Raw genomic sequence first — 17,354 nt, forward strand, 5'->3', positions numbered from 1 at the left:
GGGCGGGTGTGTCAGCGTCCGGTGGTGTCGCGCAGGAAGGCGAGAACGGTCTCCCGGGCCCGCGCGGTGCCCGGCAGTCCGGCGCGGTCGGCGTCGACGGCCTCCGTGCGGGTGGCCGCACTGCCCGGCCAGTCCGCGCGGAACGGGTGGTCGCGGGAGACCAGGTGCAGCACCTCGCCGCCCCACGCGGGGGCGGTGCAGTTGTGCGCGGCGACGAGATGGGTGAGCCAGGCGACGTAGTGGTCCACCACGGGTGCGGCGGCCTCTTTAAGTTCCCGCTCCTCCGCTCCGTCCTCGGCGAGGGTCTCCATGACCCGGCGCAGCATCGCGTCGCGGAGCGTGGCGATGACGTACGACGGCCGGTCGCGCAGGGTGCCGGGGTCGAGAAGCGCCTCCAGTGTGCCAGGCCCCGGCAGGGGCCCGCCCGCGCCGGCGCCGAAGACCTCGAACACCGCCCGGCACTCCTCCGCCACGGACGCGGCGGTGCAGGGCGTGCTGTCGACGAGGACCACCGGGAGGACCACCCCGTGGTCCGCGGCGAGCCGTCCCGCCACCTCCTGCGCGAGGTGCCCCGCCATGCAGTAGCCGAGGATCCCGGCCAGCCGGTCCGGTTCGGCGCCGGACGCCTTGATGAGCGCCGCGGTGTGGGGACCGGCGTCCGGCTCGTCCGGGCTGCGGAGCTGGATCGGGTACCGCACATCGAAGCCGTGCTCCTCGAGGCGCAGGTCGAGAAGGCGTCCGGAGTCGCGCCTGCCGGGATAGTCGATCGCGATGAGCTGGCGGTCTGCCATCGGAGGGGAACCTTCCGTCGGCGCGGCGGCCGGGCGCGCCGCGCGGGGGCACGGGGGTCAGCCGGTCGCCCGCAGCCGGGCGGACAACAGGCGCAGGAGCGCGCCGGCCTGGGCGCGCAGGTAGAAGTGGCCGCCGGGGAACGTCTCGAAGGTCACGGGCGCGGAGCTGAGTTCGGCCCAGGCGGCCGTCCGCTCCGGGTCGAGGGTCGGGTCGTCGCGACCGGTGCACACCGTGACCGGCACGGTGAGCGGGGGCCGCGGCGGACAGGTGTAGGTCTCGGTCACCGCCGCGTCCGCCCGCAGCACCGGCAGCAGTGTCTGGAGCAGCTCGGGGGAGTCGAGCACGTCCGGCGGTGTGCCGTCGAGGCCGCGCAGGGCGCTGCGCAGGGCCTCGTCATCCAGGGTGTGGGCGGGCCGTGCGGGCAGGGCGCGACGGTGCGGGGCGTCGAGGCCGGAGACGAACAGGGCCTGCGGCCGGTGTCCGCGAGCGGTGAGCGCGTGGCTCAGCTCGAACGCGAGCAGGGCTCCCATGCTGTGCCCGAAGAGCCCGAAGGGCCGGTCGGCGAACGCGGGCAGGACGTCGGCCAGTTCCTCCGCGAGTTCCCGCGCGTCGTGGCGGGCCGGTTCCCTGAGACGGGCCTCCCGGCCCGGAAGGTGGACCGGGACCACCTCGACGTCCGCCGGGGCGAGCGCCCGCCAGTCACGGTAGGCGGAGGCGCCCCCGCCGGCGTGCGGCAGGCAGAACAGCAGCGGCCCCCGCCCGCCCGACGGTTCCGCCGTACCGAACCACCGCTGGACCGGGGTCCGCACCGGCGCGTGCGCGGGTGCGGACCCCGTGCCGGTGAGCGCGGCGCGGAGCCCTTCGGGAGTGGGCCGCTCGAACAGGACGCGCAGCGGCAGCGCGACGCCGAACGCGGCGCGCACCCGGGCGACCAGCCGGGTGGCGAGCAGCGAATGGCCGCCCAGGGCGAAGAAGTCGTCGTACCGGCCCACCCGAGGAAGGTCCAGCAGCTCCGCGAACAAGGCGCACAGCCGCGTCTCCTCGGCATCCCGCGGCGGGACGTAACTGTCACCCTCCGGCACCGGCGCGGGCGGCAGCGCGGCGCGGTCCACCTTGCCGTTGGCCGACAGCGGCAAGGCGTCGAGCGGGACGACGGCGGCGGGCACCATGGCGGACGGCAGCCGCCCGGCCAGCGCCGACCGCACGGCGTGCGGGTCGACCTCACCCGCCACGTACGCCACCAGCCGGGCCCCGCCCGGCCCGGAGCGGTCCGCGACCACCACCGCGTCCCGCACCCCGCTCAGGGTGCGTACGGCCGCCTCGACCTCGCCCGGCTCGATCCGCTGCCCACGGATCTTGACCTGGTGGTCACGGCGGCCGAGGAACTCCAACTGCCCGTCCCGCAGATACCGCACGACATCGCCGGTGCGGTACATCCGGGCACCCGGCACGTCATGGAACGGGTCGGGCGGGAACGCGGCGGCGGTACGCCGGGGATCGCCGAGGTAGCCCAGTCCCACCCCCATCCCCCCGACGTACAGCTCGCCCGGCACACCCACCGGGACCGGTTCGCACTCCTCGTCGAGGACGTAGAGCCGGGTGTTGCGCAGCGGCCGTCCGATCGGCACCCGGGCCCCGGCGAGCGGGGTGTCCTGGGCCAGGACGGCCTGAGCGACGTCGTCGGAACATTCGGCCGGACCGTAGGCGTTGACCAGCGGCACCCCGGGGAAGCGGGCGAACCAGCGCCTGCACAGATCCGGTGGCAGCGCCTCCCCGGTCACCATGAGCCGGCGCAGCCGGTTCGGATCCGGCGCGGAACCGAGGACGTCCCAGGCGTCGAGCGCGGCCCGCAGCAGCGACGGCACGACCTCCAGGAAGGTCGCCCCCTCCCGGGCGGCGGTCTCGAACAACTCCACCGGATCGGAGGCGATCGCGTCCGCCACCACCAGGCTGCGGCCACCCACCACGAAGGCCACGAGGGTCTGCCAGACGGACACGTCGAAGGCCAGCCCCGCGTTCTGGACGACGGTGTCGGCCGCCGTCAGGTCCAACTCCTCGATCTCGGCGAGGAGATGGTTGTGCATCCCGAGCCGGTGGACGACGGCGCCCTTGGGCACCCCGGTGGAGCCGGAGGTGTGGATGACGTAGGCGGGGCTGTCGCCGTCGAACGCCGTCGGAGGCGGGTCCCCGGCCGGTGCGTGGGCCGGGTAGGGGCTGACGACGGTCAGTGGCCGTTCCGCCGCCTCGACGAGCCGGTGCGCCCGTGCGGTCGCGGCGGGTTCGGCCACGAGGAAGCGGGCGCCGCTGCGGGAGGCGATCCCGGCGGCCCGCGGCAACGGCATCGCCACATCCACCGGAACGAACGCCGCGCCCGTCGCGAGGATGCCGAGCACGGCCGTCGTCACGGCCGCACCGCGATCGCCGAGGACGAGCACCAGGTCGCCGGGCCCCACCCCGCGTCCCACGAGATCCCGGCGCAGTGCGTCGGCGCGCTGCCACAACCGGCGGTAGGTCAGGGACGTCGTCCGGTCCGTCAGGGCGACGGCGTCCGGAGTGACCTCGGCGAAGTGGCGCAGCCGCGTCACGACATCGGCGGTGGTGTTCTCGCGGTCGGTGGCGTTCCAGGTGACGAGCAGCTTCTCGCGATCCGCTGCCGGGACGCGCAGCAGGGTGGACAGCCGGGCCCCGGGCCGGTGTGCGGCGCCCTCGCACAGGTGGAGGTACTCGTCGAGGACGGCCCGCGCGGTCTCCGGGTCGAAGAGATCGGTGGCGTACTCCAGGACCACCTCCAGGCCGTCACCCTCCGCCACGGTCAGCGTGAGATCGAATTTGGCGCTGCCGGACTCCAGCGTGAGGAGTTCCACGGTGAGGTCCCCCAGCCGGGTGGGGGGCGGAGGGGTGTTCTGGAGGGTGAACATGGCCTGGAAGAGCGGGTTCCGGGACAGGTCGCGTTCCGGTGCGAGCACCTCCACCAGCCGCTCGAAGGGCACATCTTGATGGTCGAAGGCGGCGAGGGCGGTGCGCGACACCTGGGTGAGCAGCCCGCGGTAGGTGCCGTCGTCCGGCAGCCGCACCGGTAACGGCAGCGTGTTGACGAAGAACCCGATCAGGTCCTCGGCCTCCGCGCGGCCGCGGTTGGCCACGGGCACCCCGATCACGGCGGAATCCTGACCGGAGCGGCGCATCAGAACCGCTCCGAAGGCGGCGTACAGGGCACTGAAGAGCGTGGTCCCCTCGGCGCGGGCGAGGGTGCGCAGCCGCTGTGCGGTCTCCGGGTCGATCCGCCCGTGCAACTGGGCGCCGCTGCCGCTCGCGGTGGCCGGGCGCGGCCGGTCGGTGGGCAGGTCGAGCGCCGAGGGCAGGTCGGCCAGGGCCGAGGTCCAGTGGGCGAGCTGGTCGTCCAGCGCGCCGTCCTTCAGCCAGGCCGTCTGCCAGGCGGCGTAGTCCGCGTACTGGATGGGCAGTGGCTTCTGGGGCTCGCCGGTGTAGGCGGCGTGGAGGTCGCGGATCAGCACGCTGACGGACCAGCCGTCGAAGACGATGTGGTGCGTGCAGATCGCCAGCAGGTGCTCGTCCTCGGACAGCCGGGTGAGGGTCGCCCGGACGAGCGGGCCGTCCCGCAGATCGAAGGGTTCCCTGGCGTCGGCCGCGGCCCGTTCCAGGGCCGCCCGCTCCGGGGCCTCCCCGGGGCCGGGCCGCACCTGGTCGAACCGGATGCGGGGCTTCTCGGCGGCCCGCGCCACCGGCTGCCCGTCCCGTTCCTCGAACCGGGTGCGCAGCACTTCATGCCGTTCCCCCACCGCGGTCAGCGCGGAGCGGAGCCGGCCCGGGTCCAGCGGCCCGCGCAGCCGCAGGGCGATCGGCACGTTGTACGACGGGTTGTCCGACTCCAGCTGGTCGAGGAGCCACATGCGTTCCTGGGCGTGGGAGAGCGGGAGCTCACCGGTGCGCTCGACCGGGACGATCGGGGGCACCGCGGGCCGCTGTTCGGGAAGGAGAGCACTGAGCGTGCGTGCAGTGGGGCGCTCGAAGACCGCGCGCATCGGGAGTTCGGTGCCCAGGCGGGCCCTGATCCTGGTGACCAGCCGGGTGGCGAGCAGGGAATGGCCACCGAGGGCGAAGAAGTCGTCGTCCGGCCCGACCGACGGGACGCCCAGCAGCTCCGCCATGAGCGCCGCCACCTGCTGCTCCCCAGGGAGGCGGGACCCGGGCGGGGCGGGTAACCCCGCCCCGTTGCGCGGCCCGGTGGCGGAGGGCGTGGTGGAACTCATGGGGCGGCTCCATGGGAAGGCTGGGCAGGCGGCATGGCGAACCGGCCTGAAGGCGGGCAGGCGAAACACAGGCGCGCGCGGTGAGAACACGAGTCAGCGGGGGAAGCGTGACCTACACGTCGCCGACGCCTCTAGGAACGCGTGCGGCGGGCGCGCTCACGGAGCGCGATACGACCTCGGGGGAGCGGGCGGGCGTCCGGTCCGTCAACAGCTTCCGTGGTCCGGACAGCGGACTGCCTCGGTGGAAAAGCGGTGGACACGGGGGAAAGGCCCGACTCGCATGTTCCTCCCGACCTCGCTGATGGAAGACGTACGAACAATCGGCCGATCGCGGTCGACGGCGGTGCTGTGTCGCACACCTCCTTCATATATACAACGAACTCCCTTGCCATAAACGGCACTTATGAGATCTCTCATGCCGCCACGGAACTGCTTGATGCGTGGTGTGGCGTGTGTTAGCCGATCACATGTAACACCGCGGGAACACATGATAAAAGCCGCAGAAACGACGGTCCTCTAGCGTTCCCGCCATGGACGCACCCGTGCATACACGTATGTCGACACAGCCGACCGGGGAACCGGCGCCGAACCGAGCCGTGCGCAATCGGCGCGAGGAAACGTATACCGAGCTGCGCGGCATGCTGCTGCGGGGCGAGTTCGGCATGCGCGGCCGACTGGTCGAACTGCACCTGGCGCAGCGTCTCGGTGTGTCCCGGACCCCGGTCCGAGAGGCGCTGGTCCGGCTGGTCGCCGACGGGCTGGTGCAGCGCCTGCCGGACGGCTTCTACACCGCCCGGCCGAACCTCCCCGAGCTGCGCGACCTGTACGAACTGCGGATCACCGTGGAACTGCGGGGCATCACCCGCGCCCTGGAGTCCGACGCGGTGGTGCACGACGCCGCACTCCTGGAACCGCTGCGGGACCGCTGGCGTGCGCTGCGCTCCGACATGCCCGCACCCGACCCCGGATTCGTGCTGGAGGACGAGGATTTCCACCGCACGCTGCTCCGCTCGTCGGGTAACCGGCAGCTGACCGAGACGCTGGAATCCGTCACCACCCGGATCCGCCCCGTGCGGATGTACGACTACCTCACCGAGGACCGCATCGAGCGGACCGTCACCGAGCACCTCGACATCGTCGAGCACGTCCTCGCCCACCGGCTGCCCGAAGCGCTCACCGCGCTGCGCCGCCATGTGGGCGAATCCCTCGACGTCGTCGAGAAACGCGCCGCGCACGCGATCGCGCAGATGGCCCTCCACCAGGGCTGACCACAGGGCTGAACACCCCTTTCGCACCCCCGTTCCCGCCCCCGCCGTCAGGAGCTCCCCATGACGCCGTCCCCGACCCCCGACACCCCACCGCTGACCGATATATCGGCTGAAACACCGACACCCGACCCGGGACCCGGCTCCCGACCACGGCTTCAGGACGAGTTCGAGGACCGCCCGGTGCCGCCCGAGCACCGCCGGCCGCTGCTGTCGGTGTCCTCCGTCTGGTTCGGCTTCCCCATGGTGCTGACCAACGCCGTCTTCGGCGGCGTCATCGTCTTCAACCTCGGCTTCGCCCGCGGCATGCTGGCGATCCTCGTCGGCTGTCTCGTCCTGGGCGGCTACGTCGGGGCACTCAGCTACCTCGCGGGCCGTACCGGCAACACCTTCGCCCGGATCGCCGCGGTCACCTTCGGACCCCGCGGCGCCACCCTCGTCTCCGGGTTCCTGGCGACCGTCGTCATCGGCTGGTTCGCCTTCCAGGTCGGCCTCACCGGCTCCACCCTGCACGCCGCGCTCGGCTGGCCCGTACCGGCCACCGTGCTGCTCGCCGGCGTGCTGTACGTGGCTCTCGCCTACGCCGGTATCCGCGCGCTGGCCGTCATCGGGTGGATCGCGGCCCCTTTGTACGTGGTGCTCGGCATCGTGGCCATCGTGCTGGCCCTGCGCGAGACCAGCGTGTCGGACGTGCTGTCGTACGACGGTCACGCCCCGGCCGGGGGTGCGCTGGCGTTCGGCGCCTGCGTCACCATGGTCATCGCCGGGTTCATCGACTCGGGCACCATGACCGCGGACTTCACCCGCTGGTCGAAGAACGGCCGCGAGGCCGTCCTCGCCTCGCTCACCGCCTTCCCGCTGGCCAATCTCGTGGCGCTGATCGTCGGTGCCGTGGTGGTCGGCGCCGGCGCGGCCGCGGCGCCCGCATCGGCCGGCGGTGACTTCCTCGGCCTGCTGACCGGCCAGGGCGGTGTGCTCACCGCCGCGGCCGTCGCCTTCGTCTTCGTCAACCTCGGCTCCGTCTCCGCGCACTGCCTCTACAACGCGGCGGTCGGCTGGGGGCAGTTGACGGGCGCCGCCATGCGACGTCTGGTGCTCGTCATCGGGACGCTCGGCCTGGCGGTGGCTCTCGCCGGGGTCTGGGAGCACTTCGAGACCTGGCTCACCCTGCTGGGTGTCTTCGTCCCGCCCATCGGCGCGGTGATCATCACCGATCAGCTGGTGCGCCGGCGCACCGCGGCCGCCCGTCCGGCCGGTGCCCGGCTGCGGGCCGTGCCCCTGATCGCCTGGGCGGGCGGCGCCGCCCTGGCCACGGTCGTGCACTACGAGGGGCCCCAGTACTGCGACGCCATCACCGGCATGGTCGCCGCCGCTCTGCTCCACCTCGCCCTGGAGCGCCCGCCCCGGGACGCGGCCCCCGCCCCGGCATCCGCACCCGTACCCGCCTCCGAGAGGAACTGACTCGTGGCCACCGTCAACGCGACTCCGTACACCTGGCCCTACGACGGCGACGTGGCCGTCGACCGCACCGCCGTGCTGTGCATCGACTGGCAGACCGACTTCTGCGGCCCCGGCGGCTACGTCGACGCCATGGGCTACGACATATCCCTCACCCGCGCGGGACTCGAACCCACCGCGCGCGTACTGGCCGCCGCCCGCGAGGCCGGCATGACCGTGATCCACACCCGTGAAGGGCACCGCCCCGACCTGTCCGACCTCCCGGCCAACAAACGCTGGCGCTCGGCTCGTATGGGCGCGGAGATCGGTTCCGAAGGTCCATGCGGCCGGATCCTGGTGCGCGGCGAGCCCGGCTGGCGGATCGTGCCCGAAGTGGCTCCCGAACCCGGTGAGCCGATCATCGACAAGCCCGGCAAGGGCTCCTTCTACGCGACCGACCTCGACCTGCTGCTGCGGACCCGTGGCATCACCCACCTGGTACTGACCGGCATCACCACCGACGTCTGCGTCCACACCACGATGCGCGAGGCCAACGACCGCGGCTACGAGTGCCTGCTGCTCTCCGACTGCACGGGCGCCACCGAACGCGGCAACCACGAGGCCGCGCTGAACATGATCAGCATGCAGGGCGGCATCTTCGGCGCCGTCGCCACCAGCGACCAGTGGCTCGCGGCCCTGAAGGAGACCGCGTGAACGGCACGTCCACGGCACGCGTACGGCAGGCACTGGCGCGGCTCGCCGAGGGGGAGCGGCCCGAGGCGTGGATCACGCTACGGCCCGAGGCGGAGCTGCTGGCCGAGGCGGCCCGTGTGGACGCCCGTACCGCGGCAGGCGAGGAACTTCCGCTCGCCGGTCAGGTCTTCGCCGTCAAGGACAACATCGACGTCGCGGGCCTGCCCACCACGGCCGGCTGCCCCGGCTACGCCTACCGGCCACGGTCCTCCGCCCCCGCGGTCGCGCGGCTGACCGAAGCCGGGGCCATCGCCCTGGGCAAGACCAACCTCGACCAGTTCGCCACCGGACTCGTCGGGACCCGCAGCCCGTACGGAGCGGTGCGCGCGGCGCACGACCCGGAGCGGGTCAGCGGCGGCTCCAGCTCGGGATCCGCGGTCGTCGTCGCCCTGGGGATCGTCGACTTCGCGCTCGGCACCGACACCGCGGGCTCCGGGCGGGTACCGGCCGCGTTCCAGGGGATCGTCGGTCTCAAGCCCACCCTCGGGCTCGTCCCGACCGAGGGCGTGGTGCCCGCCGCCCGGCCCTTCGACTGCGTCACCGTCCTCGCCCCCGGCCTGCCCGCCGCGGAGAGGGTCGCCGCCGTCATGGCCGGCCACGGACCCGGCACCCCCTCGACCCGTGACTGGCCTGCCGACGCGCCGCTCGCCGCACCGCCCCGGCCCCGCGTCGCCGTGCCCGACGAGGCCGGCCTCGTCGCCATGAGCCCCGCCTGGCGGGCCGCGTTCACCGCCGCCACACAGCGGCTGCAGGCCGCCGGAGCCGAATTGGTCACCGTCGACATCGCCCCGTTCCTCCAGGCCGCCGAGCTGCTGTACGGCGGAGGGTTCGCCGCCGAACGGCACGCCGCGGTCGGCGAGTTCATCGCCCGCGGCACAGACGATCTCGACCCCAGCGTGCGCCGCATCGTCCAGGACGCCGGCCGCATACCCGCCCACCGCTACGCCGCCGACCGCGCCCGGCTGGAGCGGCTCACCCATCAGGCCATGGCGCTGCTCGACGGATGCGCCGCACTGCTGCTGCCCACCGCGCCGGAACACCCGACACTCGCCGAGGTGGCGGCCGACCCGATCGGGGTCAACAACCGCCTCGGCACCTACACCAATTTCGTCAATCTCATGGACCTCTCGGCGGTCGCCGTGCCCGCCGGCAGCGTGGCCGGCGGGCCGTTCGGCGTCACCGTCATCGCCAGGGCGTTCGCCGACCGGGTCGCCGCGGACATCGCGGCCCTGATCACCCCCGCCCCGGACGGCTCCGACGCGGTGACCGGCCCGGACACGGCGCCGGTCGCCGCCTGGGGCCCGCCCGGACTGCCCCTGGCCGTCTTCGGCGCCCACCTGTCCGGACAGCCGCTCAACCCCCAACTGACCGCCTACGGTGCGCGGTTGGCCGGCCCGGTGCGCACGGCGCCGCGCTACCGCATGGCCGCCCTGCCGGGCAGCCCCCCGCGTCCCGGCCTGCTGCGGGTGCCCGACGGGGAGGAAGGCCGCTCCGTCACCGGCGAGCTGTGGGCGCTGCCCGCCGCCGCGCTCGGCCGGTTCCTCGCCGCCCTGCCGGAGCCCATGACACTGGGCCGGGTCCTGCTCGACGACGGCCGCTCCGTCACCGGCTTCCTGTGCGAGTCGTACGCCGTCCTGGACGCGCCGGACATCACCGCGCACGGGGACTGGCGCAGCTACCTGAACCGTGAACGAGCCTCCGGGGCGAACCGGACGCGGACTGCTCCTGGTCATGTTGGCGCCGTGGACCGGTAGGCCGCACCGGTGGTCAGTTCTACCGCCGGATTGCCGCGCCACTGCGCGTGCGCGGTCACATCGGGCCGATTGAGGTATCCGTCGGTGAGCCCGATCCCGCCAATCGCGATCTCCCCCGTCATGCCCGGCGGCAGGACCGTGTCCCGTTCCGGATCGAGGACGGCGACCGAGTACGTCGGCAGCGGCACACCGATCGTCACCGGACGGTCAGGGGCCAGGGGACTCCAGGTTGCCGTAACGGTCGCCTCGGTCGGGCCGTAGACGTTGAGGAACCGCCGGCCGGGCCGGTGCCAGCGGACAACGAGATCCTGCGGGCACGTTTCCCCGGACACCAGCGGGAAACGCAGCTCGGATGTGCTGTCGTCCAGCGTCGTCAGCAGGGTGGGAACGCAGCACAGGGCCGAGATGTCCCGTTCCCGCAGGAACGTGTCCAGCTCGGGACCGAGCAGGCTGGGTCCTCCGGGCCTGGGCACCACCGTGGCACCGGCCATCCAGAACTACGCGGTCGTCGCACCCGGGCCGTCCCCGAACGGGTGCTGTTCCCCCCGGCGTTGTCCTCGCCCTGCTGACCGCCGCCACCTGGGCCTTCACCGCCGGTACCCGGGATGTGCGCTGGGCCGGGCGGGTGATGTTCGCCCTCACGCCGCCGCCCGGCCGGCCCACCACGCGAACATACTGGCCACATGCCCGAACAGAGGGATATCTCCCCTATTATTCACCAAATCTGGAATGACAAGGACGTACCGCCGAAGTGTCAGGCGTGGGTTGAATCCTGGCGTCGGCACCACCCCGAGTGGGAGTACCGGCTGTGGACGCAGGTGGAGTGCCGCGCCCTGCTCGCCGAGCACTATCGGTGGTTCCTGCCGATCTATGACCGGTACCCCGAGGGGGCGATGCGAGCCGACGCCAGCCGGTACTTCATCCTCGACCGTTTCGGCGGGGTGTACGTGGATCTGGACCTCGAGTGTCTGCGCCCTGTGGACGCGCTGCTCGCGGGCCAGGAGCTGGTGGTCGGCCTCGAACCGCAGGAGCACGCCCAGCTGCTGTCGGCTCACCGGAGCGGTCTGCCGCGCCTGGTGGGGACCGGGTTCCTGGCCTCGCGGCCGGGCCATCCCTTCCTGGCCCATGTGCACCGGCAGCTGGTCGGCAGTCATACCCACCCCGGTTCGCTGGACGCCACCGGTACGTTCATGCTCACCCGGGCGATCGACCGGGCTCCCGAGGACTGCCGGATCACCGTCCTGGGGGCGAAGACGTTGTATCCGCTGTTGAGCCCGGTGGCCGCCGAGCTGTTCGGCGACCGGCCCGTCGACCGCGACCACGCCTACGCCGTGCACCACTGGGCGGACAGCTGGGGCCAGGACGCCCCGTCACCCGCGCAGTCCATGGCCGGACGCCAGATCCCGTTCTGGACCAGCCAGGACCTGCGGCCCCGCGCCAGGGGAGGGCTCGACCTGGACCCGCAGCGCGAGCGCTGGGCCTCGGGAGCCCCCGCGCCGACCGTGTCCTGCCTGATGGTGACCAAGGACCGGCTGCCATGGGCCAGGCGCGCCGTGCGCTGCTTCCTGGCCCAGACCTATCCGAGCGTGGAGCTGGTCGTGGTGGACGACAGTGCCGACGGCGCGCTGGAGGACCACGTACGCGCCCTGGCCGACCCACGCATCCGCTTCCGGCGGCTGCCGCCGGAGGGGCGCACGCTGGGCGAGCTGCGCAACATCGCGGTGGACCTGGCCACCGGGCCGTATGTGTGCCAGTGGGACGACGATGACCTGTACGACCCGGAGCGGGTGGAGGTGCAGATGGCGGCGCTGCTGGGACTGGACGCCACGGCGTGCTTCCTGGCCCGGGAGCGGCTGTGGTGGCCGAAGCGGCGCCTGCTCGCGGTCTCCGGTGCGCGGGTGTGGGAGGGGTCCATGGTCTGTGCGAAGGAGGTGCTTCCGCGCTACCCGGCGCAGCGGCGCGGCGAGGACTCCCCGGTCGCGGAGGCGGTGCTGCGCGCCGGGCGGGTGGTCTCCGTGGACGCGCCCGAGCTGTACACCTACGTCTACCACGGGACCAACACCTTCGATGAACCCCACTTCGCCGGGCTCTTCGACGCGGCGACCCATGTGTGGGTTCCGGGCCCCGCCTATGCGGGCCACCTGAGGGCCATGGCGGCCCGGCTGCCCCTCGATCCGGCGGACCTGGTCCGGGCGGAGCGGCCGGTCACGACCCCGGCCCCGGAGACGGCTCCGAACGCGGCGGGGGACGTGCCACGCCCCCTCCCGCACGCCAGACGACCCGCTCCCGAGGTGGCCAAGCCCGCTCCGGCTCCTGCTCCCGCGGCCGAGCGCCCTTCCGTCCTGGTCCTCACGCCCGTCAAGGATGCCGTCGCCTTCCTGCCCCGCTACCTGGAGAACCTGCGTGCCCTGGACTATCCCCGCGACGCGGTCTCCGTCGGTCTGCTGGAGGGGGACAGCCATGACGGGACCTGGGAGGCCCTGAAGGACGCGCTGCCCGTGCTGGAGGCGGAGTTCCGGCGGGTCACCCTCGTACGGCGGCACTTCGGCTTCCAGTTGACCGGGCCGCGCTGGGAGCCGGCCGCCCAGCGGCAGCGGCGGTCGGTGCTGGCCAGGTCCCGCAACCAGCTGTTGTCGCGGGCGTTGGGGGAGGAGGAGTGGGTGCTGTGGCTCGATGTCGATGTGACCGACTATCCGCCCGATCTCATCCAGCGGCTGCTGGGTGCCCGCGAGGAGATCGTCGTTCCGCACTGCGTCGCCGAGCCCGGCGGGCCGACCTTCGACCTGAACACCTTCGTCCTGCACCCGAACGCCGACACGTTGGACTGGAGCCGGTGGCTGCGCGACGGGATCCTCCAGCCGCCCAGGGGATTCGGCCGGAGCTATCTCGAGGAACTGCGCGGCCACGCGAGGGTGCGCGTGGACGGGGTCGGCGGTACGGCCCTGCTGGTGCACGCCCATCTGCACCGCGACGGGCTGGTGTTCCCGACCGTCCCCTATCGCGAACTCATCGAGACCGAGGGGCTGGCCGCGCTGGCCCGGGACATGGGTGTGGAGTGCTGGGCGCTGCCCGGGGTGGAGGTGGTGCATCCCCGCCACTGGGGCGGCGGCCCGCTGAGCCGGACAGGTGAAGCGGGTCTTGGCGCCGAAGCCCAGGTGCGTGGTGATCGTTAGCCAGGTGCGTCCGGGGAGGTTCCGCGGAGCGCACACAAGGAGAATCGTATGAACATCGGCAAAACAGCGGCGCTGGTGACCGCGGCGGCCGGCGCGGTGGTCTTCGGCGGGGCGGACGCCGGCGCACTGGGTCCGGACACCTCCTCCGTCGAGCAGACCAACGACTGCGAGGCGAGCGGCGCCGCCGGCATCGGCGGGGCGCCGGCGCAGCCGAACTGCGTCAACTTCGCGCAGATCTTCGGTGAGCCGCACGGTCTGACGCAGGTGAACCACTGTGATTCCAGCGGGGTCACCAGCACCGCCAATGTGATCGTCACCGCCCCGGTCACCGAGGGTGCGCACTGCGCCAACATCGCCGTCTCCGCCAAGCCGTCGAAGTCCAGGGCCGACCAGCGCGGGGCGCACGGCGGCGGGCACCGATGACCTCGGCACCCGCCGGCCCGGAACGCGGCCCCCTGGAGGCTGGCCTCCCGGGGGCCGCGGCGGCGCGGGAGCCGGTGGTCTCGGTGGTCATCCCCTGCTACGACTACGGTCACTATCTGCCGCAGGCTGTCGAGAGCGTGCTGGCCCAGACCTATGCGGACTGGGAGCTCATCGTGGTCGACGACGGCAGCACCGACGACACCGCCGCGGTGGCCCGGTCGCTGATCGCCGCCCACCCCGGGCGGCGCATCCGGCTGCTGCGGCAGGCCAACGCCGGGGTCTCGGCCGCGCGGAACGCGGGCATCGCCGCCGCCACCGGCCGCTACGTCCTGCCGCTGGACGCCGACGACGTGATCGCCCCCACGATGCTGGAGCTCACGGTCGCGGTGCTGGAGCAGAACCCCGGCATCGCCATCGTCTCCACCGACGTGTCCGTCTTCACCGACGACGACCTGCCCGCGCAGGTGCTGCGGCTTCCGGACTACGACCGGGACCTGCTGCTGCGGCGGCTGATCATGTTCTACTGCTCGCTCTACCGCCGCGAGGTGTGGCAGACGGTGGGCGGTTACGTCGAGGACATGCGCGCCGGGGAGGACTGGGACTTCTGGATTGCCTGCGCCGAACATGGCTTCACGGCTCATCACATTCCCCAACCGCTGTTCGGGGCGCGCAACAAGGACGACGGACTGCATGTGGAGGCGGCCCAGAACGACCTGGCCGCCCGAGCCAGGATCGTGGCCAACCACCCGGGGATGTTCAAGCCGGTCACCCGGGCCTGGGCTCGGGCCCTGCTCGCCCAGGACGAGCCGGAGGCCCTGGCCGATGACCGCGTGCCGGACGACATCCTCACCCGGGCCGCGGACATGGACACGTTCCTGCGGGTTGTCATGCGGCTCCAGCGCACCGCTCGACTGCAGCACCGTCATATCCAACGGCTGGAGGAGGCCCTGGCCGGGCGCGGCGAGCCCGTGCCCGCCTGAACGCCGCCTGGCCCGGCAAGAGCGCGGACTCCCTCGGTCATGGTGAGGTGAGGTGCGCGGTGGTCGAGCCCGCGGGGAGGGGCTGTTCCGCCCAGATGGTCTTTCCGGATCGGCTGTAGCGGCTGCCCCAGCGGGTGGTGAGCTGGGCCACGAGGAACAGGCCGCGGCCGCCTTCGTCGGTCCAGCGGGCTCGGCGCAGGCGTGGCTGGGTGTTGCTGGGGTCGGTGACCTCGCAGATGAGCACCTGGTCGCGGATGAGCCGGAGTCCGACCGGGCCGCCGGCATAGCGGATGGCGTTGGTGACCAGTTCGCTGACGATGAGTTCGGTGGTGAAGGTCAGGTCGTCCAGTCCCCAGGCGGCCAGCTGTCGGACGGTGGCTCCTCGGGCGTCGGCCACGATGGTGGGATTCGCGGGGAACTCCCAGCTCGCGGTGTGCTCCGGTGGGATCGCGCGGGTGCGGGCGAGGAGCAGGGCGATGTCGTCGCGGGGCGGGGGGTCGGCGGCGTCGGCCAGGAGGTGGCGGCCGAGCTCCGCCAGCGGGCGAGCGGGGCGGCACAGGGCGGCGAGACGGTCGGTCAGCAGGCGCAGTCCGCCCTCGAGGTCGTGGCGGCCGCGGTCGATCAGGGCATTGGTGTACAGGGCGAGAACGCTGTCGGGGACCAGGTCGAGGGTGATGGTTTCGAAGGGCATGCCGCCGACGCCCAGTGGCGGACCGGGGGAGATGTCGAGGGTCCGGACCGTGCCGTCGGGCCGGACCAGTACGGGCGGGGGATGGCCGGCGCTGGCCAGGGTGCAGTGGCGGGCGATGGGGTCGTAGACGGCGTACAGACACGTGGCGCCGAAGGCGTCCTGATGTTCGGGGGCGGACTCGCCGGCGAGCCGCTGGACGAGGTCGTCGAGGTGGGTGAGGAGCTCCTCGGGCTCCAGCTCCAGGTCGGCCAGGGTCTGCACGGCGGTGCGCAGGCGGCCCATGGTGGCGGTGGCGGGCAGGCCGTGGCCGACGACATCGCCGACGACCAGGGCGGTGCGCAACGACGGCAGCGGGATGACGTCGAACCAGTCGCCGCTGATCTCGGCCCCTCCGCCGGCGGGCAGGTACAGGCCCGCGGTCTCGGCTGCTGGGGTGTCGGTGCCGGCGCGGGGGAGGAGGCGTTGTTGCAGCGCGACGGCCGCACGGTGTTCGCGGGTGTAGCGACGGGCGGTGTCCACGCTCAGCGCGGCCCTGGACGCGATCTCCGCCAGCAGGTCCGCGTCCTCATCGGCGAAGGGCTCGGTCCGCTCGGTACGCCAGACCGCGACCGTGCCGAGCATCAGGCCGCGGGCGGCCAGGGGAGCCAACGCGACCGAATGCCCGCGCTCGGGTATGAGCAGCGGGATCAAGTCCGGGGTGCTTTCGTACGTGGCGATCGCGCTGGCTCGGTCGGGCAGGATGAAGGCCTCACCGCTCTGGAGGGTGCGCAGGCCGGGCCAGTCCATGATGTGCGGAACCGTCGCACCTGGCTGGAGCATCGCGGCGGGCCAGGGACCGGTGGCCGAGGCCACGGCGGCCCGGCGCAGGTGCAGCTCGCCTCCGCCGAGGAACTTGGGCGGCTCGTCGCCGTTGAGCACCGCCTCGGCCAGGTTCACCCACGCCAGGTCGCCGAGGGCGGGGACGAGGACGTCCACCAGGTCCTGGGCGGTGCGCCGCACATCGAGGGAGCGGCCGATGCTGACCGAGGCCTGGTGAGACAGCTCCAGGTGGCGGCGGACGCGCTGCCGCTCGGTGGCGTCGGTGCTGAGCGCGGCCACGCCGACCGGGTGTCCCTGGGTGTCCTCCAGCCGGACAGCGGACAGCGAGACGAACCGCTGACGCTCGCGGGCCCGCGGCGAGCGCATGGGCTGCTCCTGCTCGACCAGCGGAACGCCGGTGGCCAGCACCTGGCGCAGCACCGTCTCCGCGGTCTCGGCGTCCGGCGCGGCGGTCGCCTGCGCCGGTCGGTCGCCTGGGGACAGGGCGGGACCGTCGTGCCCGTCAGGCGTGATGTTGGTCCGCACCGACCGCAGGTCCGCGTCGTAGATGCCGATCCCGATCCGGTCCTGGGCGAGGAGGGCCCGCAAGAGGGCGGCACCCTGTTCCCAGTCGGTCACGTGGCGAGTGGGCGCGGCCAGGACGAGGAGGTGGGAGGAGACCTCCATCGGGAGCGTCCGGAAGGCGACCTCGACCATGCCGCCGGAGCGGTGTCGCAGCAGGGCCCGTCCCGCCGTCGGCATCGCGTTCCCAGCGGCCTCGGCCCGGCACCCGGACTCCTCGGCGAGCAGGTGCCCGACCGGGTGGCCGCACACCTCCGCGGCTGGTCGGTCCAGCAGTTCCGCGGCCGCGCGGGACCACCACAGCACGGCGCCCTGGGCGTCGAGGACAGCCGCCGCGATGGTGTTGAGCAAGGAGAACCCTGCATCGGTGTGATCGGTGAAGGCGTTCATCCTGCCCTGCCTCCTCACCTGGCGGGTCCCATGTCTCAGTATGGG

General features: G+C 72.9%; 11 protein-coding genes. 7 read left to right on the top strand and 4 right to left on the bottom strand.

The window, feature by feature from the left end:
* Nucleotides 1-11 precede the first annotated feature (11 nt).
* The gene (locus PS467_RS39760; protein ID WP_311039381.1) at nucleotides 12-791 is read right to left on the bottom strand and encodes a hypothetical protein; all 780 of its coding nucleotides are present in this window, start codon (nucleotides 789-791) and stop codon (nucleotides 12-14) included.
* 57 nt (nucleotides 792-848) lie between these two features.
* Nucleotides 849-5,063: a non-ribosomal peptide synthetase gene (locus PS467_RS39765; RefSeq protein ID WP_311039382.1), complete on the bottom strand. Its 4,215-nt coding sequence runs from the start codon at nucleotides 5,061-5,063 to the stop codon at nucleotides 849-851.
* Nucleotides 5,064-5,617: 554 nt separating this feature from the next.
* Between PS467_RS39765 and PS467_RS39770 the strand changes: the two genes are divergently transcribed.
* The 4 genes from PS467_RS39770 to atzF are packed head-to-tail and all read left to right on the top strand — an operon-like array spanning nucleotide 5,618 to nucleotide 10,272.
* A complete protein-coding gene (locus PS467_RS39770; protein ID WP_311039383.1) occupies nucleotides 5,618-6,331 on the top strand; it encodes a GntR family transcriptional regulator in 714 nt (237 codons plus the stop codon).
* A gap of 60 nt (nucleotides 6,332-6,391) precedes the next feature.
* Nucleotides 6,392-7,789 (top strand): purine-cytosine permease family protein, encoded by a 1,398-nt coding sequence (locus tag PS467_RS39775; protein WP_311039384.1) that lies wholly within the window; start codon nucleotides 6,392-6,394, stop codon nucleotides 7,787-7,789.
* A 3-nt stretch (nucleotides 7,790-7,792) separates the two neighbouring features.
* On the top strand, nucleotides 7,793-8,479 hold the full coding sequence (biuH, locus tag PS467_RS39780; RefSeq protein ID WP_268976550.1) for a biuret amidohydrolase: 687 nt from the start codon (nucleotides 7,793-7,795) through the stop codon (nucleotides 8,477-8,479).
* On the top strand, nucleotides 8,476-10,272 hold the full coding sequence (gene atzF / locus PS467_RS39785) for an allophanate hydrolase (protein WP_311039385.1): 1,797 nt from the start codon (nucleotides 8,476-8,478) through the stop codon (nucleotides 10,270-10,272). The genes biuH and atzF overlap by 4 nt, the downstream gene beginning before the upstream one ends.
* Here the strand turns inward: atzF and PS467_RS39790 are convergent.
* Complete coding sequence (locus PS467_RS39790) at nucleotides 10,248-10,763, bottom strand: AMP-binding protein (protein WP_311039386.1); 516 nt, start codon at nucleotides 10,761-10,763, stop codon at nucleotides 10,248-10,250. The two genes, atzF and PS467_RS39790, sit on opposite strands and share 25 nt — an antisense overlap.
* Nucleotides 10,764-10,955: 192 nt before the next feature.
* Between PS467_RS39790 and PS467_RS39795 the strand changes: the two genes are divergently transcribed.
* The 3 genes from PS467_RS39795 to PS467_RS39805 are packed head-to-tail and all read left to right on the top strand — an operon-like array spanning nucleotide 10,956 to nucleotide 14,848.
* A complete protein-coding gene (locus PS467_RS39795; protein ID WP_311039387.1) occupies nucleotides 10,956-13,445 on the top strand; it encodes a glycosyltransferase in 2,490 nt (829 codons plus the stop codon).
* A gap of 48 nt (nucleotides 13,446-13,493) precedes the next feature.
* Nucleotides 13,494-13,868, top strand: coding sequence for a hypothetical protein (locus PS467_RS39800; RefSeq protein ID WP_311039388.1), 375 nt, complete (start codon nucleotides 13,494-13,496; stop codon nucleotides 13,866-13,868).
* On the top strand, nucleotides 13,865-14,848 hold the full coding sequence (locus tag PS467_RS39805) for a glycosyltransferase family 2 protein (protein ID WP_311039389.1): 984 nt from the start codon (nucleotides 13,865-13,867) through the stop codon (nucleotides 14,846-14,848). The genes PS467_RS39800 and PS467_RS39805 overlap by 4 nt, the downstream gene beginning before the upstream one ends.
* Nucleotides 14,849-14,885: 37 nt before the next feature.
* Here the strand turns inward: PS467_RS39805 and PS467_RS39810 are convergent, their stop codons facing one another.
* On the bottom strand, nucleotides 14,886-17,309 hold the full coding sequence (locus tag PS467_RS39810; protein WP_311039390.1) for a SpoIIE family protein phosphatase: 2,424 nt from the start codon (nucleotides 17,307-17,309) through the stop codon (nucleotides 14,886-14,888).
* Between the last annotated feature and the right edge of the window lie 45 nt (nucleotides 17,310-17,354).

The sequence above is a fragment of the Streptomyces luomodiensis genome, assembly GCF_031679605.1.
GTDB lineage: Bacteria > Actinomycetota > Actinomycetes > Streptomycetales > Streptomycetaceae > Streptomyces > Streptomyces luomodiensis.